Annotated in this window: 12 protein-coding genes and 2 pseudogenes; 10 read left to right on the forward strand and 4 right to left on the reverse strand. The window is 43.0% G+C overall.

Annotated features, from left to right (window positions below; genetic code table 11):
- Positions 1-129 precede the first annotated feature (129 nt).
- From MKY99_RS14340 to MKY99_RS14365, 6 genes are all read left to right on the forward strand, one after another.
- Entirely contained in the window at positions 130-1,056 is a 927-nt protein-coding gene (locus MKY99_RS14340; protein WP_042188121.1) for an ABC transporter permease subunit, read from the forward strand.
- A gap of 39 nt (positions 1,057-1,095) precedes the next feature.
- Positions 1,096-1,980, forward strand: coding sequence for a carbohydrate ABC transporter permease (locus MKY99_RS14345; protein ID WP_339271234.1), 885 nt, complete (start codon positions 1,096-1,098; stop codon positions 1,978-1,980).
- Between the two features lie 53 nt (positions 1,981-2,033).
- On the forward strand, positions 2,034-3,593 hold the full coding sequence (locus MKY99_RS14350; RefSeq protein ID WP_339271236.1) for an extracellular solute-binding protein: 1,560 nt from the start codon (positions 2,034-2,036) through the stop codon (positions 3,591-3,593).
- Between the two features lie 300 nt (positions 3,594-3,893).
- Positions 3,894-5,117, forward strand: a complete 1,224-nt coding sequence (locus tag MKY99_RS14355; protein WP_339271238.1) for an enolase C-terminal domain-like protein — start codon at positions 3,894-3,896, stop codon at positions 5,115-5,117.
- Between the two features lie 43 nt (positions 5,118-5,160).
- Positions 5,161-5,997: an NAD(P)-dependent oxidoreductase gene (locus MKY99_RS14360; protein ID WP_339271240.1), complete on the forward strand. Its 837-nt coding sequence runs from the start codon at positions 5,161-5,163 to the stop codon at positions 5,995-5,997.
- Positions 5,998-6,039: 42 nt separating this feature from the next.
- On the forward strand, positions 6,040-7,368 hold the full coding sequence (locus MKY99_RS14365; protein WP_339271242.1) for a family 43 glycosylhydrolase: 1,329 nt from the start codon (positions 6,040-6,042) through the stop codon (positions 7,366-7,368).
- 68 nt (positions 7,369-7,436) lie between these two features.
- On the opposite strand, the pseudogene MKY99_RS14370 reads toward MKY99_RS14365, so the two are convergent.
- Both MKY99_RS14370 and MKY99_RS14375 read right to left on the reverse strand, forming a co-directional pair.
- A pseudogene (locus MKY99_RS14370) lies at positions 7,437-8,278 on the reverse strand (MFS transporter); the annotation flags it as partial.
- Between the two features lie 89 nt (positions 8,279-8,367).
- Positions 8,368-8,544: pseudogene (locus MKY99_RS14375) on the reverse strand (rhodanese-like domain-containing protein); the annotation flags it as partial.
- A 181-nt stretch (positions 8,545-8,725) separates the two neighbouring features.
- Here MKY99_RS14375 and MKY99_RS14380 point away from each other — a divergent pair.
- The 3 genes from MKY99_RS14380 (at position 8,726) to MKY99_RS14390 (ending at position 13,604) form a co-directional block, all read left to right on the forward strand.
- On the forward strand, positions 8,726-11,515 hold the full coding sequence (locus MKY99_RS14380; RefSeq protein WP_339271244.1) for a glycoside hydrolase family 3 C-terminal domain-containing protein: 2,790 nt from the start codon (positions 8,726-8,728) through the stop codon (positions 11,513-11,515).
- A gap of 319 nt (positions 11,516-11,834) precedes the next feature.
- Positions 11,835-13,391: a stage V sporulation protein B gene (gene spoVB / locus MKY99_RS14385; RefSeq protein ID WP_339271246.1), complete on the forward strand. Its 1,557-nt coding sequence runs from the start codon at positions 11,835-11,837 to the stop codon at positions 13,389-13,391.
- Complete coding sequence (locus MKY99_RS14390; protein WP_339271248.1) at positions 13,392-13,604, forward strand: hypothetical protein; 213 nt, start codon at positions 13,392-13,394, stop codon at positions 13,602-13,604. It abuts the gene before it with no gap.
- 175 nt (positions 13,605-13,779) lie between these two features.
- On the opposite strand, the gene shc is transcribed toward MKY99_RS14390, so the two are convergent.
- Both shc and MKY99_RS14400 read right to left on the reverse strand, forming a co-directional pair.
- Positions 13,780-15,672 carry a squalene--hopene cyclase gene (gene shc / locus MKY99_RS14395; RefSeq protein ID WP_339271250.1) on the reverse strand — a complete coding sequence of 631 codons (1,893 nt, stop codon included), beginning with the start codon at positions 15,670-15,672 and terminating at the stop codon, positions 13,780-13,782.
- 128 nt (positions 15,673-15,800) lie between these two features.
- Positions 15,801-16,247, reverse strand: coding sequence for an OsmC family protein (locus MKY99_RS14400; protein ID WP_042188137.1), 447 nt, complete (start codon positions 16,245-16,247; stop codon positions 15,801-15,803).
- A 178-nt stretch (positions 16,248-16,425) separates the two neighbouring features.
- Here MKY99_RS14400 and MKY99_RS14405 point away from each other — a divergent pair, with 178 nt between their 5' ends.
- A complete protein-coding gene (locus MKY99_RS14405) occupies positions 16,426-17,121 on the forward strand; it encodes an SUMF1/EgtB/PvdO family nonheme iron enzyme (protein WP_339271647.1) in 696 nt (231 codons plus the stop codon).
- Positions 17,122-17,183: the final 62 nt, after the last annotated feature.

The raw sequence follows: 17,183 nt of genomic DNA on the forward strand, positions 1-17,183 counted from the left end.
TTACACAGGAAATTGGATATCTCGTGGATCAGGATAAAAATGAATCAACAAAGTGCAAGATTGACTCATAGTAAGTGCACATTCACTCTTTTACAATTAATTTATCCAAACAGCGAAAGGGAAATCGATATGAAACTAAACGGAGTGTTCAAGGAACTGTACAAAAATCGCACCTTGCTGCTCATGTTCTTACCCGTCGGGGTACTGTTCTTGCTCTTTAACTATCTACCGCTGGCTGGTCTTGTAATCGCCTTCAAGAATTTTGATTTCTCCAAAGGGATTTTTGGAAGTGATTGGATGGACCCGCTGTTCAGCAACTTTGACTATGTATTCTCTTCTCCGGTGGCATTCCGGGCCATCCGCAACACGATCCTATTAAATGCTCTCTTTATAGCAATAGGGCTCGTTTTTGAAGTTGGGTTTGCTCTCCTATTGAATGAAATGCGCAATAAGTATTTCAAACGAATTACGCAATCCTTGACCTTTTTACCGTTCTTTATCTCATGGATTGTTGTAGGTGTATTCGCTTATAATCTGATGAACTATGAGAACGGAGCGATAAATCGCTTCCTAGAGTACCTAAATCTTCAACCGATTGACTTCTATAGTAGGGCCGAGCTGTGGCCGGCAATCTTAACCATTGCTGCCCGCTGGAAAATCACTGGCTATGGCACAATTATCTATTTGGCCGCGTTAACCTCTATTGACAGTTCTTATTATGAAGCTGCTTCCATTGATGGAGCATCTAGATGGCAGCAGATCAGGTACATCAGTATTCCTATGCTGCGGCCAACGATTATCATCCTGACGCTACTAGCAGTAGGTAGAATTATGAATGCTGATTTTGGGATGTTCTACGCCATGGTAGGTGACGCTTCTCTACTCTTTCCGACCACAGATGTTATTGACACCTTTGTCTATCGGAGCCTGCGAAAATCTGGTGATATTGGGATGGCTTCCGCTGCGGGCTTTCTACAGTCCTTTGTTGCCTTCTTCTTAGTCCTTGGGAGTAACTATGCGGCACGCAAAATCGACAAAGACTCAGCGATATTCTAAAGCCAAGCTCATCTAACTTTAAGGAGGTCATCCCACACGATGTCAGCAAGAAAATTCTCTTTCAGCCAGTTTCTAATCGCTCTGGTTATCGGCCTATTCAGTCTGACCTGCCTGTTCCCGTTCCTCATGGTGATCTCAGGCTCACTTAGTACGGAAAAAGATATTATGCAGTACGGCTATTCTATATGGCCGAAGACGATAACGTTCGATTCCTATCGCATTTTGCTTCTTGGCTCCAATCGAATCTTTGAAGCGTACGGGGTCAGCACATTCGTCACTGTTGTCGGAACTATTTTGTCGCTCTTCTTAACGAGCATGGGCGCTTATGTAATGGCAAGACGTTCTTTTAAATATAGGAATATTCTTTCAATCTTTGTCATTATCACGATGCTCTTCAGTGGGGGACTGGTTCCCTGGTATATCGTTATCGTCAGATACCTGCATTTGAAAGATACGATATGGGCGCTTATTCTTCCATCGCTGGGGAATGCCTTCAATATGTTTCTTATTCGAAACTTTATGCTCTCTATTCCAGAGGATCTGCATGAGTCGGCCAAAATGGACGGTGCAGGTGAATTCAGAATCTATTCTAGGCTGATCATGCCACTGGCTCTACCAGTTCTAGCGACTGTTGGCTTGTTCGTAGCACTCGGGTATTGGAACGACTGGTTCCTCGGGTTAATGTTCGTCGATAAGCAAGAGCTTCAACCACTGCAACTCCTTCTGCGTACATTGATCTCTAATGTCGATTTCTTGAAGAACTCTGGAAATGCGGCAGCGATGCAGCGGATTTCAGCTCAGATTCCTTCCGAGTCTATCAAAATGGCGCTAACAGTTATAACCATTGGACCTATTATTTTCTTGTATCCATTCCTGCAACGTTATTTCGTTAAAGGTCTTATGGTTGGAGCAGTTAAAGGTTAACTATGTCGACTTAAGTCGTATAGTATAAATTAAAGGTAAAAGGGGAGATTAGGATGCGCAAACGCATGGGTAGATTTCAGATCGTCCTGATAGCAATGCTATTGCTAGGACTGATTATGTCCGCATGTAGCTCGAGTGGCGGAAATACTTCATCCAATGAAACGAATCAAAACAAGGGCAACACCGGTTCTAACACAGAGCCTGCGAAAGGTGAAGATGAAGTTACACTCAAATTCTATTTCGGTGGGGACAAAAAGGCGGCCACGGACGAGGTTTGGTCCAAAATTAGTGATTACGTGAAATCCAAAGGCCTAAACGTTAAGTTCTCCGTAAATTTCATACCTTTTGGCGACTTCAAGGAAAAAATGCTCGTGATGGCCGCATCCGGGGATAACTGGGATATGAACTTTGATGGAGATTGGCTCTCCTATAAACAAATGGCTGCAAAAGGTTCCTACATGGCCTTAAATGATCTGCTCCCGAAATATGCGCCTAATCTTGAGAAGAAATATGTAGAACAAGGAACGTTAGGAGCTGCAACGGTTAACGGACAAATCGTAGGACTTCCATGGACAATGAAAATGAATGAACGTAAATTTGCTGGATGGCGTTCAGATCTGGCTGAAAAAGCAGGCATTAACATCGCTCCGGATTCTATTCAAACGATTGAAGATGTCGACAATCTGCTTCGTGAGCTGAAAAAAGCTTATCCGAACGAGAAGCTTTCCCGTACTACACCACTATCTTTGTATTATATCCGCGATGAATGGGTAGATCTCAACTTCCATGGTTTAGGCTTCTATCTGAGTGATCCGAAAATTACTATTCAATCTGTTGAACAACAGCCTTTCTTCCTCGAAGCTTCTCTTTTGGCAAAGAAATGGTATGACGACAAACTGATCAACAGAGATGCCATGATTGATAAAGAAGGAGCAGAAGATCAGTGGAGAAACGGTAAATTGCTCTTTACTGTAACATCACATGAATGGGCTTATGCTGATCCAGGCTTCTCTGATGCTTCCTATAAACAAGGCATGTCGCTCATGTATCCAGACAAAAAGTATGTCAACCGTACAGCACTTGCTAATGTTGTAGCCATCAATGTAAACTCCAAGAATCCAGATCGGGTACTTCGTTTCCTTGATATGGTGGAGACTGACCAAACGCTATATGATTTGTTGCAATACGGTATCGAAGGCAAAACCTATGTCCTGAATGGTGAAGCTGCGGATTATCCGGAAGGCATGCAGTCTTCTACAAGTAATTATATGGAGTGGGGTGGACAATGGGCGTTCTGGAAACCTCAATACATGCGTCCAACAACAACTTATGCTAAAGATTTCTGGGTGAAAGAAGCCGATTTTGCTAATCAGCCGTACAATGTGAATTCCCCGATTGACGGTCTGTTTATTGCTGAAGATGCTATGAAGAATGAATTAGCTAAACGCGATCAAGCCACCGATGAGATCAGCAGACCGATTGAATACGGTATGGTGAAGGATGTTAACAAAGCTGTAGCCGATTATGTGGAGACTCAAAAGAAAAACGGACTTGATAAAATTATTACTGAAACTCAGAAACAAATAGACGCTTATCTTGCTACCAAAAAATAAGCTGCGGAGTTATTGCATGGAAGTGACGCCAATCTGAATTCAGAAGGCATGCTGAAACGTGCGGAGACCACAGACCTACTGTATCGGATTTATAATTTGAAGTGATTATCATAAGGGTTTTTGATTAATAAAAAGGCGTCCCAAGTTGTCGTTTTACGACAGTCTGGGACGTTTTTTGTTCCATTCTATCCCATCAACAGGAAGAGGATAGAAATGCGGTGGAAAGTTTAATAACGTCCCGTTTGGATGTGTTGATGATTGCATTAAAATAAAAGCGACACAAAAGGGGATGGTGAAATCATGGCAAAAATAACAGGAGTAGAATGCATCCGCACCAGACATGATGGAAGCTGGACAATTGTGAAAGTAACGACGGATCAGGATGGATTGTATGGGATTGGTTCCGCATCAGATTTGTATAATCCTGAGGCTGTAGTTCAAGTTGTTGAGCAACTGCTTGCACCACTTCTAAAGGGTCGTGATCCGGCAAATATTGAAGACCTCTGGCATCTTATGCATATGAGTGGTTATTGGAGAAACGGTGCGATTCTTAATACGGCTATCGGTGGTATTGATATGGCCTTGTGGGATATCAAAGGTAAAGAAGCGAACCTGCCAGTCTATCAGCTTCTGGGAGGTGCCTGCCGTTCGGCGGTCCCTTGTTATGGCCATGCTGGTGGCGCTGATATCACAGAGCTCAAGGAAGATGTCTATAAATTCATAGAGGAAGGTTACACAGTGATTCGTGTCCAGATGGGAGGATACGGCGGCGGTGGGTTTGTCAGCGGGAAGGAAGCGAAGCTTCCTGTCCATCCTTGGAGCAGTGGTCCTGTATTTGACGAGCATGCTTATCTGAATGCCATTCCTGACATGTTCGAGAAGCTTCGTGTGGAATTTGGATCCGGCGTTCAGTTCACTCATGATGTTCATGAGCACCTCTCACCTATACGTGCGATTCAACTCTCAAAACGCTTAGAGCCTTACAGTCTTTTCTACTTAGAGGATGCAATAGCACCAGAGCAGATTGGTTGGTACCGCCAGCTTCGGCAACAGAGCGCAACACCGCAGGCTGTGGGTGAGTTATTTGTGAACCCGCAGGAATGGACAGGGCTTATGCAGGAGAAACTGATTGATTTTATTAGGGTACGAGTTTCCAAGGCAGGGGGCATCAGTGCCTGTCGTAAAATAGCCGCATTGGGTGAAATCTACGGTGTCCGCACGGCTTGGCAAGAAGGAGGAGAAAATGATCCAGTGAACCAGGCAGCTGCAGTTCATCTGGATATGGCACTCTGGAACTTCGGCATCCAGGAAATTAATCATTTCAAGCAGGAAGAATTAGAAGCTTTTCCAGGACATATTGTCAGACAAGGTGGGTACCTGTACCCCTCTGACAAACCGGGATTAGGTATTGATATCGATGAAGTGCAGGCTAAATCTCTTCTCAGAGAACAATGGAGTTCTAGTCAATATCACCGGCCTTATCCTCTGGACCGTAAAGCAGACGGAACATTGGTACGCCCTTAGATTACAGTACTAAAATAACCGCAGATCAAGGAGGTAGATTGAAATGAACACTATTGCCGTTACTGGTGGTGGGGGCAAACTTGGCTCTCAAGTAATCGGGATGCTCCAAGAGCAGAAATATGATGTTGTGTCGTTAGATAATCATCTGTCTGATCGAATTCATTGCAAGCAGATTAAAGTCGATCTGAATGATTTCGGGCAAGTGGTGGGATCGCTTGAAGGCGTAGATGCTATCATACATTTAGCTGCAATACCTGCTCCAATTCATTATCCACATTCTTATATTTATGCGAACAATACAGTGGCTGGTTATCATGTACTGGAAGCGGCTTCTCTCTTGGGTATTCGTAAAGTGATAATGGGCTCAAGTGAGTCTTCCTACGGATTTGCTTGGGCTCCACAACCCTTTTCACCGCATTATTTTCCGGTAGACGAAGACCATCCACAGCTCCCGCAAGAATGTTATGGACTCTCCAAAGTCGTCAACGAGCTGACTGCTGAAATGTTTCACCGGAGAAACGGTATGCAGGTGACATCCCTACGTTTCTCTATGATTACTGGTCCTGGAGATTATCGACATCTTGCGATAGCAAAACCGGAGACGTTCAAACCTATTTTATGGAGTTATATTGATATTCGGGATGCAGTGACGGCTTGTATAGCCGCTCTTCATGCTGAACTTAATGGAGCCATCCACCTGAACATCACTGGAGATGATACATTAAGTGACCGAACAACAGAAGAACTGCTGAAGAGCTTTTACTCTGAAGTAGGAGACTTGCGTAAGACATTCCAAGATAGAGAGGCTATTGTCAGTAATGCTCTGGCGAAAAAGCTCCTGTCTTGGCAACCTAAATACTCATGGTCAAAACAGAAGTAGAATAGCAACCTATCAAAAAAGCATACTTCAGGAGGTCTTATCATGTCTAACAACAATCAAGATATAATTGTCGAATCAAAAAAGAGAACATCTTTGAATCCTGTAATTACATCCATCTATACGGCTGACCCATCAGCTCATGTCTGGAGTGATGGTAAGATTTATATTTACGCTTCCCATGATATGGATCCAGCCAGAGGCTGTGATCTTATGGACAGATACCACGTATTTTCCTCTCAAGATATGGTGAATTGGGTGGATGAAGGTGAAATTCTTAGTTCGGACGATGTCGCTTGGGGCAGACCTGAAGGCGGTTTCATGTGGGCTCCAGACTGTGCGTACAAGAATGGAACCTACTATTTCTATTATCCTCATCCGAGTGACTCGAATTGGAATGATTCGTGGAAAATTGGGGTAGCGACAAGCAAGAAGCCAGCAAGTGATTTTACCGATCAGGGATATATTCCAGGGCTTGGCGGGTTCGCTTTGATCGATCCATGTGTGTTAGTGGACGAAGATGATCGCGCTTATATGTATTACGGCGGAGGGAGTACATGTCTTGGCGGGGAACTGAATGAAGATATGTTGTCTCTGAAGAACGGGATGAATGAAATGGAGGGACTAGAAGATTTTCATGAAGCAGCCTGGGTATTCAAAAGAAACGGTCTTTACTACCTTACCTATGCGGATAACTTAGAAGACAATAATCGAATGAGATACGCCACCAGTGAGAATCCGCTTGGTCCGTGGATGTACAGAGGGATCTTTCTAGAGCCGACAGGCTGTTCAACAACTCATGGTTCCGTGGTGGAGTTCAAAGACCAATGGTATTTGTTCTATCATAATCAGTCCATTTCTGGAGAAGGTAATCTGCGTAGCGTGTGTATCGATTACCTAGAGTTCAACGAAGACGGTACGATCAAGCCGGTTATTCAGACAAAAGAGGGCGTCTCATCGATTGGAACTACACCGGAAGTCAATCCTTATCTTAAGACATATCCGGCTGCGGATTGTATGGTTTTTGGAGGAGCAGAAATACAGACGTTAGAATCAGGTCAACAGGTGGTGAGCCACTTACAAACAGAGGGTTCCTATGTTCTTTTCAATAATATACAGGGAGGAGAGGGCGGCAGAGCTTCCATTGGACTTCATTATGCTACGAGTGAACGTCTGGCAAAAGTGAATTTATACGTCAATGATAAGGATTACTCGCTCCTTAATGCCCTCTCCACTGGTGGAGCTCAACAATTTAGTGGCCGTACGAATATTACCGTCAATGTATTGCCGGGTGCTATTAATACGCTGAGAATCACGGGCGGTCATGGTGAAATTAGTATTATACAAATAACGATTAGCCCACTTGTGGATTGAAATGTACGCTATTTTTTAAAATACATTACTATTAAAAGTCAAAGGTTGATCTCACATCTTTCTTGAGGTCAACCTTTGTTATTGTTATTCAAATTTCGAGACGAAAGAACGACTGGAATAAGCAATAATGCAACGAAGCCTCCACCAAGTGATAAAATGGCGTAACTGGAATTTGCTAAAATCATACCAGATAAAGCTCCACCAGATGCTCTGCCAACGCGATCAAGACATCTACTGATTACTGTAGCTCCAATAATAACGCCCTTTTTGTTGATAGAAGCTGCATTTCCTGTTGAATGATCAGAATGACTTGGAGTGGAGCTTTGTGCCTGTGCAAGAGCTTTTGCAACAACGAGCGGATCTGGTCTAAGCAAAGCTATAAGGATTAAACTAGCGACAATGTATGCTGCAGCAGCTAGAATGAACGGTCCTGCAAGAGTCGGGACACCAATAGATTCAGTGAACTTCCCCATTACATTAACTAAGTTTGGCCCAGCAACAGCACCAAATGTAGTTGAAACCATCGCGATGCTAATCGCTGTTGCTCGTTGAGTGGGGGCCGCCAAATCTGTACCCGCATAACGTGTCTGCAAATTAGTTGCAGTGCCTGCTCCATAGATAAGCAATGAGAACAATAAAAGTAGAATATTATTAGTTAAAGCAGAAATTACGACTCCGATTGCTCCTAATCCGCCTATTAAGAATCCAGTAGCAAGATCACTACGCCTTCCGAATCTTTGAGATAGATGTCCAACAAATAATGCTGCCCCAGCAATCCTAGTGTAAAAAGTGCAGCAGCAAGACCTGCTCCTCCAAAAATTTGCGAAATGATGACAATAAATAGTGTTTTCCGATATAATTGGTGTTGCTTTTCTGGAGAAACGAGGTAACTTTGTAACCATTTAGGCTGATTGTAATACTTGTAGAATCACTAACTTTCGTCGACATTAGATTTTCCGCCTTACTAGCAACACTTCTTAATCTTCTTGCTTTTGTTTTTAATTCGACTGCCTCCACGGACATTAAACAGCAAGGTCCTCTACAATAAGCGACTACATCATAATTTGAGGGTAAGGAAGCAAGCTTCTCTTCTAATTCTTCAATAGGAATAGATATAGCCCCTGAAATATGTGCTACATCATATTCTTCCTTCGGTCTTACATTCAACAGCAAAATTACTCGTTATTAAATTAGTGAAGGGTCCAAACTAAAATTATTATATTAATAAAGTTAATTATTATATATATTCCAGTTTTCCAATGTACTATAATGATATAGATGCATTGTTAGCATGTTATTAAAGGAATTGAAGATTTCAAGAAACAACCTATAGAATTGAACAACAGGAGGAAATAAGTTGAGCACACAGAATGTGGGAATTCCATTAGAAGGTTTTGCAGAATTTAGCCGGACAGTAGCCGCTGAAGGTGCGGTGCTGGTGAAGAATGATAATCAGGTACTTCCGCTTGGCGAAGGCGATAATGTTGCGATTTTTGGCAGATCCCAAGTGAATTATTATCGCAGTGGTACAGGTTCCGGCGGTAGTGTCCATGTTACTTATACGACCAATTTATTGGATGGTCTTCGCACTAAGAAGAACTTTACAGTTAACGAAGAGCTGGCTGCTGTCTATGAAAAGTGGATTGAACAGAATCCATTTGATAATGGTGGAGGCGCATGGGCTGCAGAACCTTGGCATCAGAAGGAAATGTCTTTGAGCAATGAATTGGTTTCCGAAGCTAGAAACAAATCGAATAAAGCCATTCTTGTAATTGGACGCACGGCAGGGGAAGATCAGGATAATGCTGATGCACCGGGCAGCTACCAATTAACAAATGATGAACAGGCAATGCTGAAGCAGGTAACTACATATTTTGAGCAAACAATCGTTGTCCTGAATGTCTCCAACATCATTGATATGAACTGGATGAACGATGAAAGCTATAAATATCCGATTTCAACTGTGATTTATTCATGGCAGGGTGGTATGGAAGGCGGAAATGCGATTGCAGATGTGCTGTCTGGAGAGGTAACTCCAAGTGGTAAACTGACGGATACAATCGCTTATTCCATCAATGATTACCCATCAACACAGAATTACGGCAATGAATTTACGAACTTGTATCAGGAAGATATCTATGTAGGATATCGTTATTTCGAGACATTTTGCCCAGATAAGGTTCAATTTGAATTTGGTTATGGTTTATCTTATACAACTTTTAGTATCGAGCCAGAAGAAGCCAAATTGATTACCAAAGAAGGCGAGTCTTTCATTGAAATCGGCGTAACCGTTACCAATACAGGAACTTCCTTTGCTGGTAAAGAGGTTGTTCAGGTCTATTATGAAGCTCCGCAAGGTAAGCTTGGTAAACCAGCTAAAGCTCTGGTGTCATTCGGTAAGACGAAAGTTCTTGAACCAGGTGAAGCACAGCGCCTTACCGTGAGTTTCTCAGCTCATTCTATGGCTTCTTATGATGACGCAGGCGTAACAGGATATGCTTCTGCCTATGTTCTCGAAGAAGGAACGTACCGCTTGTATGTGGGAACTAGTGTTAAACAAGTGGTGGCAGTCGGTGTTGAGGGTAAAGACGGCTATGTCGTTGAAGCTCTTCAAGTTGTGGAGCAATTGCAAGAAGCGCTCGCGCCTACAGAAAGCTTTACGAGAATGATGCCAGGTGCTCAGAAGGCGGACGGTTCGTACGAGATTGTTTATGTTGAAGTTCCTAAACGTAAAATTTCGTTGGCTGAGCGAATTGAAACTAATCTTCCAGAGACGATCTCACAAACAGGTAATAAAGGATATAAATTAAGAGACGTATATGAACAGAAGGTTAGCATGGAAGCTTTCATTGCACAGCTCAGTGATGAGGATTTGGCTGCAATTGTACGTGGTGAAGGGATGAGCAGTCCTTTAGTTACACCGGGCACGGCTTCTGCATTTGGAGGCGTAAGTGACAGTTTATTTAATCTCGGAATTCCAGTGGCTTGTACAGCTGATGGTCCTTCAGGGATTCGTATGGACAGCGGAGCAAAGGCGACTCAAGTTGCTATCGGAACGCTTCTTGCAGCTACTTGGAATGCGGATTTGGTAGAAGAGCTTTATGTTATGGAAGGGCAAGAGTTGTTAAGAAATAACGTGGATTCCTTGCTTGGACCTGGCCTTAATATCCGACGCAGTCCGCTTAATGGACGTAACTTTGAGTATTTTTCAGAAGATCCTTTGATCTCTGGGGTGTTTGCTGCTGCGTGTACTCGCGGTATCTTGAAAGGCGGCTCAACCGCTACGATGAAGCATTTCGCTTGTAACAATCAGGAGAAACATCGTAGTAAAGTAAACGCCGTGGTGTCTGAACGTGCACTTCGTGAGATTTATTTGAAAGGTTTTGAAATCTCCGTGAAGCAGGGCGGTTCGAATTCTATAATGACCTCCTACAATCCAGTTAATGGACACTGGGCGGCTTCGAATTATGATTTGAACACCACGATTCTTCGTGGGGAGTGGGGCTTTAAAGGCATTGTAATGACTGACTGGTGGGCGATCATGAATGATGTAGTTAATGGTGGACCAGCAGATCGGAAATTTACAAATTGGATGGTTCGTGCACAAAACGACCTCTATATGGTTGTACCTAACTATGGTTCAGAAATTAACGGATGGAATGATAACACCATTGAGTCGTTGGAAAATGGCACGTTAACCCGTGGAGAGCTCCAACGTTCTGCCATAAACATTTGTGAGTTTATCATGAATGCACCTGTATTCTCTAGAAAACAGGAAATTGTAGAAACTGTAGAGTTTTTTAAAGCTAATCCTTCACTTACTGAAGAACAAGCTCAATCTTTATCACAGAATCCACAGGTTAAACCTGTCGTAGAAGGATCGACTAGCTTTAAAGTGGAACAGGCTGGTCAATACCGTATCCTGGTGCATATCATGTCAACGGAACCTGAGCTGGCTCAAAGTGCGTGCAATGTATCAGTGAATGATCAATTGATGACAACCATTCAAACAAATGGTACTGAAGGTCAGTGGATCAGACAAAAGCTTGTGAAAGTTGAACTCGAAGCAGGTCTTTATGATATGAAATTGGAGTTCATCAAACCAGGCTTGCAGATCGATTGGATTGAATTCAATAAAATCGACTAGGTGTCATGCGTTAATGTTAGATAGATAGTAAATATAGTTCATTTCTAAAAACCGCGATATATTTCGCGGTTTTTTGTTGTACTTATTGTTGCGGGGGTTCATATATTTCATTTCCACTGCTGCACATGAGTATGTAGGGGGGATTTCGACTCCTTTTTTGGATACTAAAATATGAGGAAATTGACCGGTACACCAACTATGGTGTGTCGGGCTTTTTGCATATTATATACTTTACAAATACTTGTCAGCATGTACTTGTGTTTGTTCGAATAAGTTAGAAAGTAGGGCCAGGACAAACCATAGGTGGAGATGCGTAGAAATGGGGATGCGTAAACAAAGCTTTATTCGTGGCACGTTCATTTTAAGCGTGTCGTCATTTTTTACAAAAGGGCTTGGATTTTTGAATGGCGTTTTGTTGGCACGTTTTTTAGGAGCCGAGGGGGTAGGGCTGCTTATGATTGCTCATCCACTGCTACCCTTGTTTATTACGTTGACAGAGCTGGGGCTTCCTGTTGCGATTTCAAAGCTTGTCTCAGAAGCTGAGGTTAAGCAGGATGAAGCGCGAGTAAAGCGAATTCTCAAAGTATCTTTAAGTATTACGGGTACGTTGAGTATTATACTAACTTTAGTAGCTCTATTTGGCTCCAAATGGATCGCGTCGGTTTTTTTAGCCGATCAGCGGGCGTATTATGCTATGGTCGCTATTACGCCGATCATTCCAATTATTGCGATGTCAGCTGTACTGAAAGGTTATTTTCGTGGAAAACAGAACATGAACCCGCTGGCCTTTTCCGATATTATTGAGAATTTGGCGCAAATCATTGTCATTATCGGTGTTGTCAACGTTTTGCTGCCTTATGGGATTGCTTATGCAGCTGCGGGCGCTATGGCGGCTTCCGTGATCGGCGAAGGTTTTGGTTTGCTCTATTTGTTTGCTGTCTTCAAATGGGCAAATCGAGGGAAGATCAAAACCACCCCACCGCCTAGTTCAAGTTTTTCACCCAAAGGAGACAGTACGTTGAAAGATCTGCTGCGCATCGGCTTACCGATGACAGGTAGCGGATTTATTCATTCTCTCTATCATGCGTTTCTCCCATTGCTGATTACGAAAAGTCTAGTCCTGTTTGGTGTGGGGGTTGAGATGGCGACTAAGCAATTCGGACTTTTAGCGGGATATGCTCTCCCCATGTTGTTTCTCCCCAGCTTCTTCACTCAATCGTTGTCCACTGCATTAATTCCGGCGATCAGCGAAGCGAGTGTAAGCAATAATAGCAAGCTTATGCATAGTCGGATGGATATGGCTATGCGATCCGCGCTTATTGTAGGTCTTCCATGTACAATCATCCTGTACTTATGGGCTGTACCATTAACTACTTTGATCTATCATTCGCCAGAAGCGGGCGAGCTGCTAAGGTTGATTGCCCCCTTATTTTTTCTTTATTATTTTGGAGCACCCCTGCAAGCGATTTTGCTTGGTTTGGGGAAAGCATCAACCGTCATGTGGAACCATATTCTTACGAATATTTTTGAAGTGATTGCGATCTTTGTTCTCGGTTCTAATATTGGCATCGAAGGGGTTGCTATAGGGTTCGGACTGGGGCTTTTACTGCTGACACTGCTGAATTTTTTGTCTGTGGCAGGAACGATCGGATTTTATTTTGACTTTCGTATTGTATTCAAGGTGGGCGCGGGAGGAATTATCATGACGATTTGCGGGATGACGGCTCACGGTATACTGGAACGAATGGACCTGGGGCAGATCATTGAACTGTCCGGATCATTATTCGTTTCGTTGATTACCTATGCTGCAACATTGCAGTTAACTCATGCTTGGGAACGGTCACCGAAACCACCGACGATTACGCCTATTTCTTGAATGGGGATATTTTGGTATCGAGCTCCAAAAAGTAAATTGAGTAATGCAACCCTCTGTGCAACAGTATGGAGGCGGATGAAGGTAACGGGGATCAGCGAGGTGTTTAACTGTATTTTGTACAGCTATAAATGGATGGGTGATTTAGAAGGAAGTGTAACGGACAAAAGTATTCAACCCCCGGTTCATAACATCAGAGCAACGATTCTCCAATAACGGATGATCGCTGCTCTGATGTTTTTTACGAATTTTGTTTGAACTGATGAATACATACCGGAGCGGGGTATTGGAAAGGAGAGCTAGATCCAAAAGAGGACTACATTAAGTCGCGATCTAGCTTTTATGAGACACTTTAGAAGTGAAGCAGGACTACGCTAGTTATTACCTAGTATTATCTTTGACCGTATTTTTTTCTAAAATGACTCAGTGTGAGTAACGGCCAGATATAGCGATAACTATGATAATTGGAATAGAAATTACCGGGGAGACCAGCGCCAGTTGGATAAGAAGTTTTCCAATCCTCTTCATGAATAGACATGATTAATCTTTCAATCCCTTTTTCCACCGCAGCTGTTGATTTCGGCTGAATAGTGATGAGTGCGTCGAGCGCCCATGCAGTTTGGGAAGGCGTACTTTCGCCTAATGGTACATACTTCAAAAGCCGATCACTATGACAAGATTCCCCCCAACCCCCATCCGAGTTCTGTATGCTTAGGAGCCAATTCGCTCCTTTTTGCAATGTTTCATGTTCCAGTGGCAGGCCAACGGCCTGCAATCCTGTTAAGGCAGTCCAAGTCCCATAGATGTAACAAACGCCCCATCTTCCGTACCATGAGCCATCCTTCTCCTGATGCTGAATCAGCCATTTCACACCTCGCCCGATGAATTCGTTTCGCGTATCAAGGTCGGCAAAGTTCCCGAGATACTCCAAGGTGCGCCCGGTTAGATCTGCCTCCGAGGGATCAATAGCAGCAGATTTAGCCCCATCGATTGCGAGCCAAGTGAGCATTTCTTTATTGGTGTTTTTTTCAAAAGCTGGCCAGCCACCGTCTTTATTCTGCATCGATAGGACCCAGTTCAGTCCACGATTCCATGACTCTAGATAGGATGGCTGAGTTATTGATAAACTTCGAATGGCTCGTAAAGCAGCGGTCGTATCATCCACATCCGGATTAATCGTATTAGATTCTGAGAAACCCCATCCCCCCGGAGTCGTATCCGGATTATGAATACTCCAATCAGCAGTTTTATGCTGTTGTCTGGTCAGCAGATACGAAGTAGCACGTTGAATCGCGAGATGATGATCGGGAATTTGTGCCTCCTGTAAAGCATAAGCGATTAGAGCCGTGTCCCATATCGTAGACGGAGAGTTTTGAATTGTTGTTTTACTTTCAGAACGGCATTGCATCGCGGTAAGCCCATTTATGGCATTCGTAATCAGAGGATGCTGCTGGTCATAGTCCAGAGCCAGAAGGGCATAGACCATAAGAATTGTACTAGTTGCGTAACTGTATAGAGTCCCGTCGGATTCAATCCGCCGGAGAATAAACTGTTCTGCTTTGGTTCGGGCAACTTCGTGAATGTAGCGAGGGCTTCCAAGAAGTCTGCTTAGGCCAGTTTGAATAACGTCCTGCAGCTCATGATATCCACGGGAAGCGGGTTCAGCATCTTCAATGCGTGTGTCTATGAGATCAGATAGATCAGGAGCATTCGCTGTTGAGATCGAGAATCGTCGATCGGCCATAATAAGCATAGGCGTGAGATGCACTCTTGAGTAGCCAGAGAACTCAAAATAGTTAATAGGAAAATAAGACGGGAACAACAGAACTTCTAGGGGAATCGAAGAGATCGATAAAGGCCATTTACTCTGTCCAGTAGCTGCGAGAATGACTCTGGTTAGGATGCTACTTACTTTTCCAATTCCTCCTTTGGATTGAATATAATGCTTTGCACGCAATATCGGCTCATCTGTCACCTTACTGTACCCAGAATAGAGAAGGGCGTAGTAGGCTTCAACCGAGGTGGATAAGTTACCATCTTCTTCATCTCTATACAATTGCCAGAATCCAGCGGACTGTTGCTCAGCAAGAATACGATCATGTAGCTGCCTGATCAGGGCTTCATTCTGTACGTTCAAAATCCGAAAGAGAATGATGACATAGGCATCGATAACGATTCCATTCTCAAAACAAAAGTGCCAAGATCCATCTTGCTGCTGTTGATCAATCAGGAATGCCGTTAAACGCTCGATCTCATTATCTACTGTGCTCAGTATAGGATTCATTCCTTAGGTACCTCCGAGGTCCTTCATTTTTAGTATTATATGATGGATGAGAGGTTGAAATGAAAAAGGACTGTAAAGTTGCTTTATGCAACCTCACAGCCCTTGATAATATTTAGCTAATCAATCGGTTAATTTTCAATCACGATACGGTTCAGCTTAAGATTTACCGGTGCAGCAATCGTGTCACCCACAGGGCATTTGCTTTCTAAAAATTGTACGAATGCTTCGACCTTCTCGGCAGGGGATGGGGTCTTTATGTAGAATGTATATCGAATATCGGAATAGCCGGGACGGACTTCAGAACGGTTGAAAAATCCATCGAGGTCCAGATCACCTTCAACATCTACTCTGAAATCTTCAAGCTCTACCTCAAATTTGGAAGCATAAACTCGAGCCACAATAGATTGGCAGGCCCCTAAAGAAGCAAGCAAAGCTTCAACAGGATTCATTCCTGTATCCGTACCCCCAAGATTTTGTGGCTCATCGATGACGAGCTCGAATTGTCTTGCTTTAGTAATGACTTTAACCCCATCTTGTAAATGGGCAGTTGCTTTGAAAGTTTGAACATTTGGCATTTGTCTACACTCCTTCTTCTGGTCAACCTGAATATAATTAGATATTTTGAACATTATGTAATTCATAGTATTTTTCTAGGAATTGTTTAGATTATAGTTCTAATCTTTATACCCTGTCAATACTTGATTAGTATTATTTGAATTCATACATCTTCATGAGTTGGATTTTGTTAAAAAGATGGGAGAAGATAAAGTGTCAAACGAAATTGAACGCTACTTGAACAATCCAATGGTTAAAATTCTAGGGGGAGCAATAGAATTAAGAGACGATCGAATAAAAACTAAATGGAAGACTGAAATAAAACCATTTCTTCTTGCACCGAATCCTGTAACAGTGGATCTATACAATATTGTTACTAAAAAAACAACGAAGTCATCCGTCGAAAATCTTATACCTGTGGTGAATGTTTCTTGGAATGATGCTATTTCTTTCTGTAATCTGCTTTCTCAGAAGGCTGGATTGAAAAAAGCTTATGTTATCAGTGACGATGGAGATCATATTATTTGGGATAGGGAATCCAATGGCTATAGACTTCCAACAGAAGCAGAGTGGCAATATGCATGTAAAGCAGAAACTACTGGCTATCAATATGGCGAGCTAGATAAGATAGCTTGGTACAATGAAAATTCAGATGGTGTACTCCATGTTGTAGGGACGAAAGAACCGAATGCATGGGGGCTTTATGATATGTTAGGGAATGTTTGGGAGTGGTGCTGGGATTTATATGATGAACAAGTGTACGGCTCCTATCGGATTTTTCGAGGAGGCAGCTGGGCTGAAGAGGCTAGGGGCTGTGGAGCAACCTGTCGTCGTCGCAGCCATCCCACATTTAGTGTGGATGATCTTGGATTTCGTCTTGCTCGATCTTTATAACATTAATTCGTCTCTACATTAATCAACTCACATTAACACAGAAAATGATTGTTCTTAAAATA

The organism is Paenibacillus sp. FSL R5-0470, from assembly GCF_037975205.1.
Taxonomy (GTDB): Bacteria; Bacillota; Bacilli; order Paenibacillales; family Paenibacillaceae; genus Paenibacillus_AQ.

Coding starts and splice junctions, on each gene's coding strand:
- MKY99_RS14355 (WP_339271238.1), top strand. CDS start 3,894: ATGGCAAAAATAACAGGAGTAGAATGCATCCGCACCAGACATGATGGA.
- shc (WP_339271250.1), bottom strand. CDS start 15,672: ATGAATCCTATACTGAGCACAGTAGATAATGAGATCGAGCGTTTAACG.
- MKY99_RS14365 (WP_339271242.1), top strand. CDS start 6,040: ATGTCTAACAACAATCAAGATATAATTGTCGAATCAAAAAAGAGAACA.
- MKY99_RS14350 (WP_339271236.1), top strand. CDS start 2,034: ATGCGCAAACGCATGGGTAGATTTCAGATCGTCCTGATAGCAATGCTA.
- MKY99_RS14405 (WP_339271647.1), top strand. CDS start 16,426: ATGGGAGAAGATAAAGTGTCAAACGAAATTGAACGCTACTTGAACAAT.
- MKY99_RS14390 (WP_339271248.1), top strand. CDS start 13,392: ATGGGGATATTTTGGTATCGAGCTCCAAAAAGTAAATTGAGTAATGCA.
- MKY99_RS14345 (WP_339271234.1), top strand. CDS start 1,096: ATGTCAGCAAGAAAATTCTCTTTCAGCCAGTTTCTAATCGCTCTGGTT.
- MKY99_RS14400 (WP_042188137.1), bottom strand. CDS start 16,247: ATGCCAAATGTTCAAACTTTCAAAGCAACTGCCCATTTACAAGATGGG.
- spoVB (WP_339271246.1), top strand. CDS start 11,835: ATGGGGATGCGTAAACAAAGCTTTATTCGTGGCACGTTCATTTTAAGC.
- MKY99_RS14340 (WP_042188121.1), top strand. CDS start 130: ATGAAACTAAACGGAGTGTTCAAGGAACTGTACAAAAATCGCACCTTG.
- MKY99_RS14360 (WP_339271240.1), top strand. CDS start 5,161: ATGAACACTATTGCCGTTACTGGTGGTGGGGGCAAACTTGGCTCTCAA.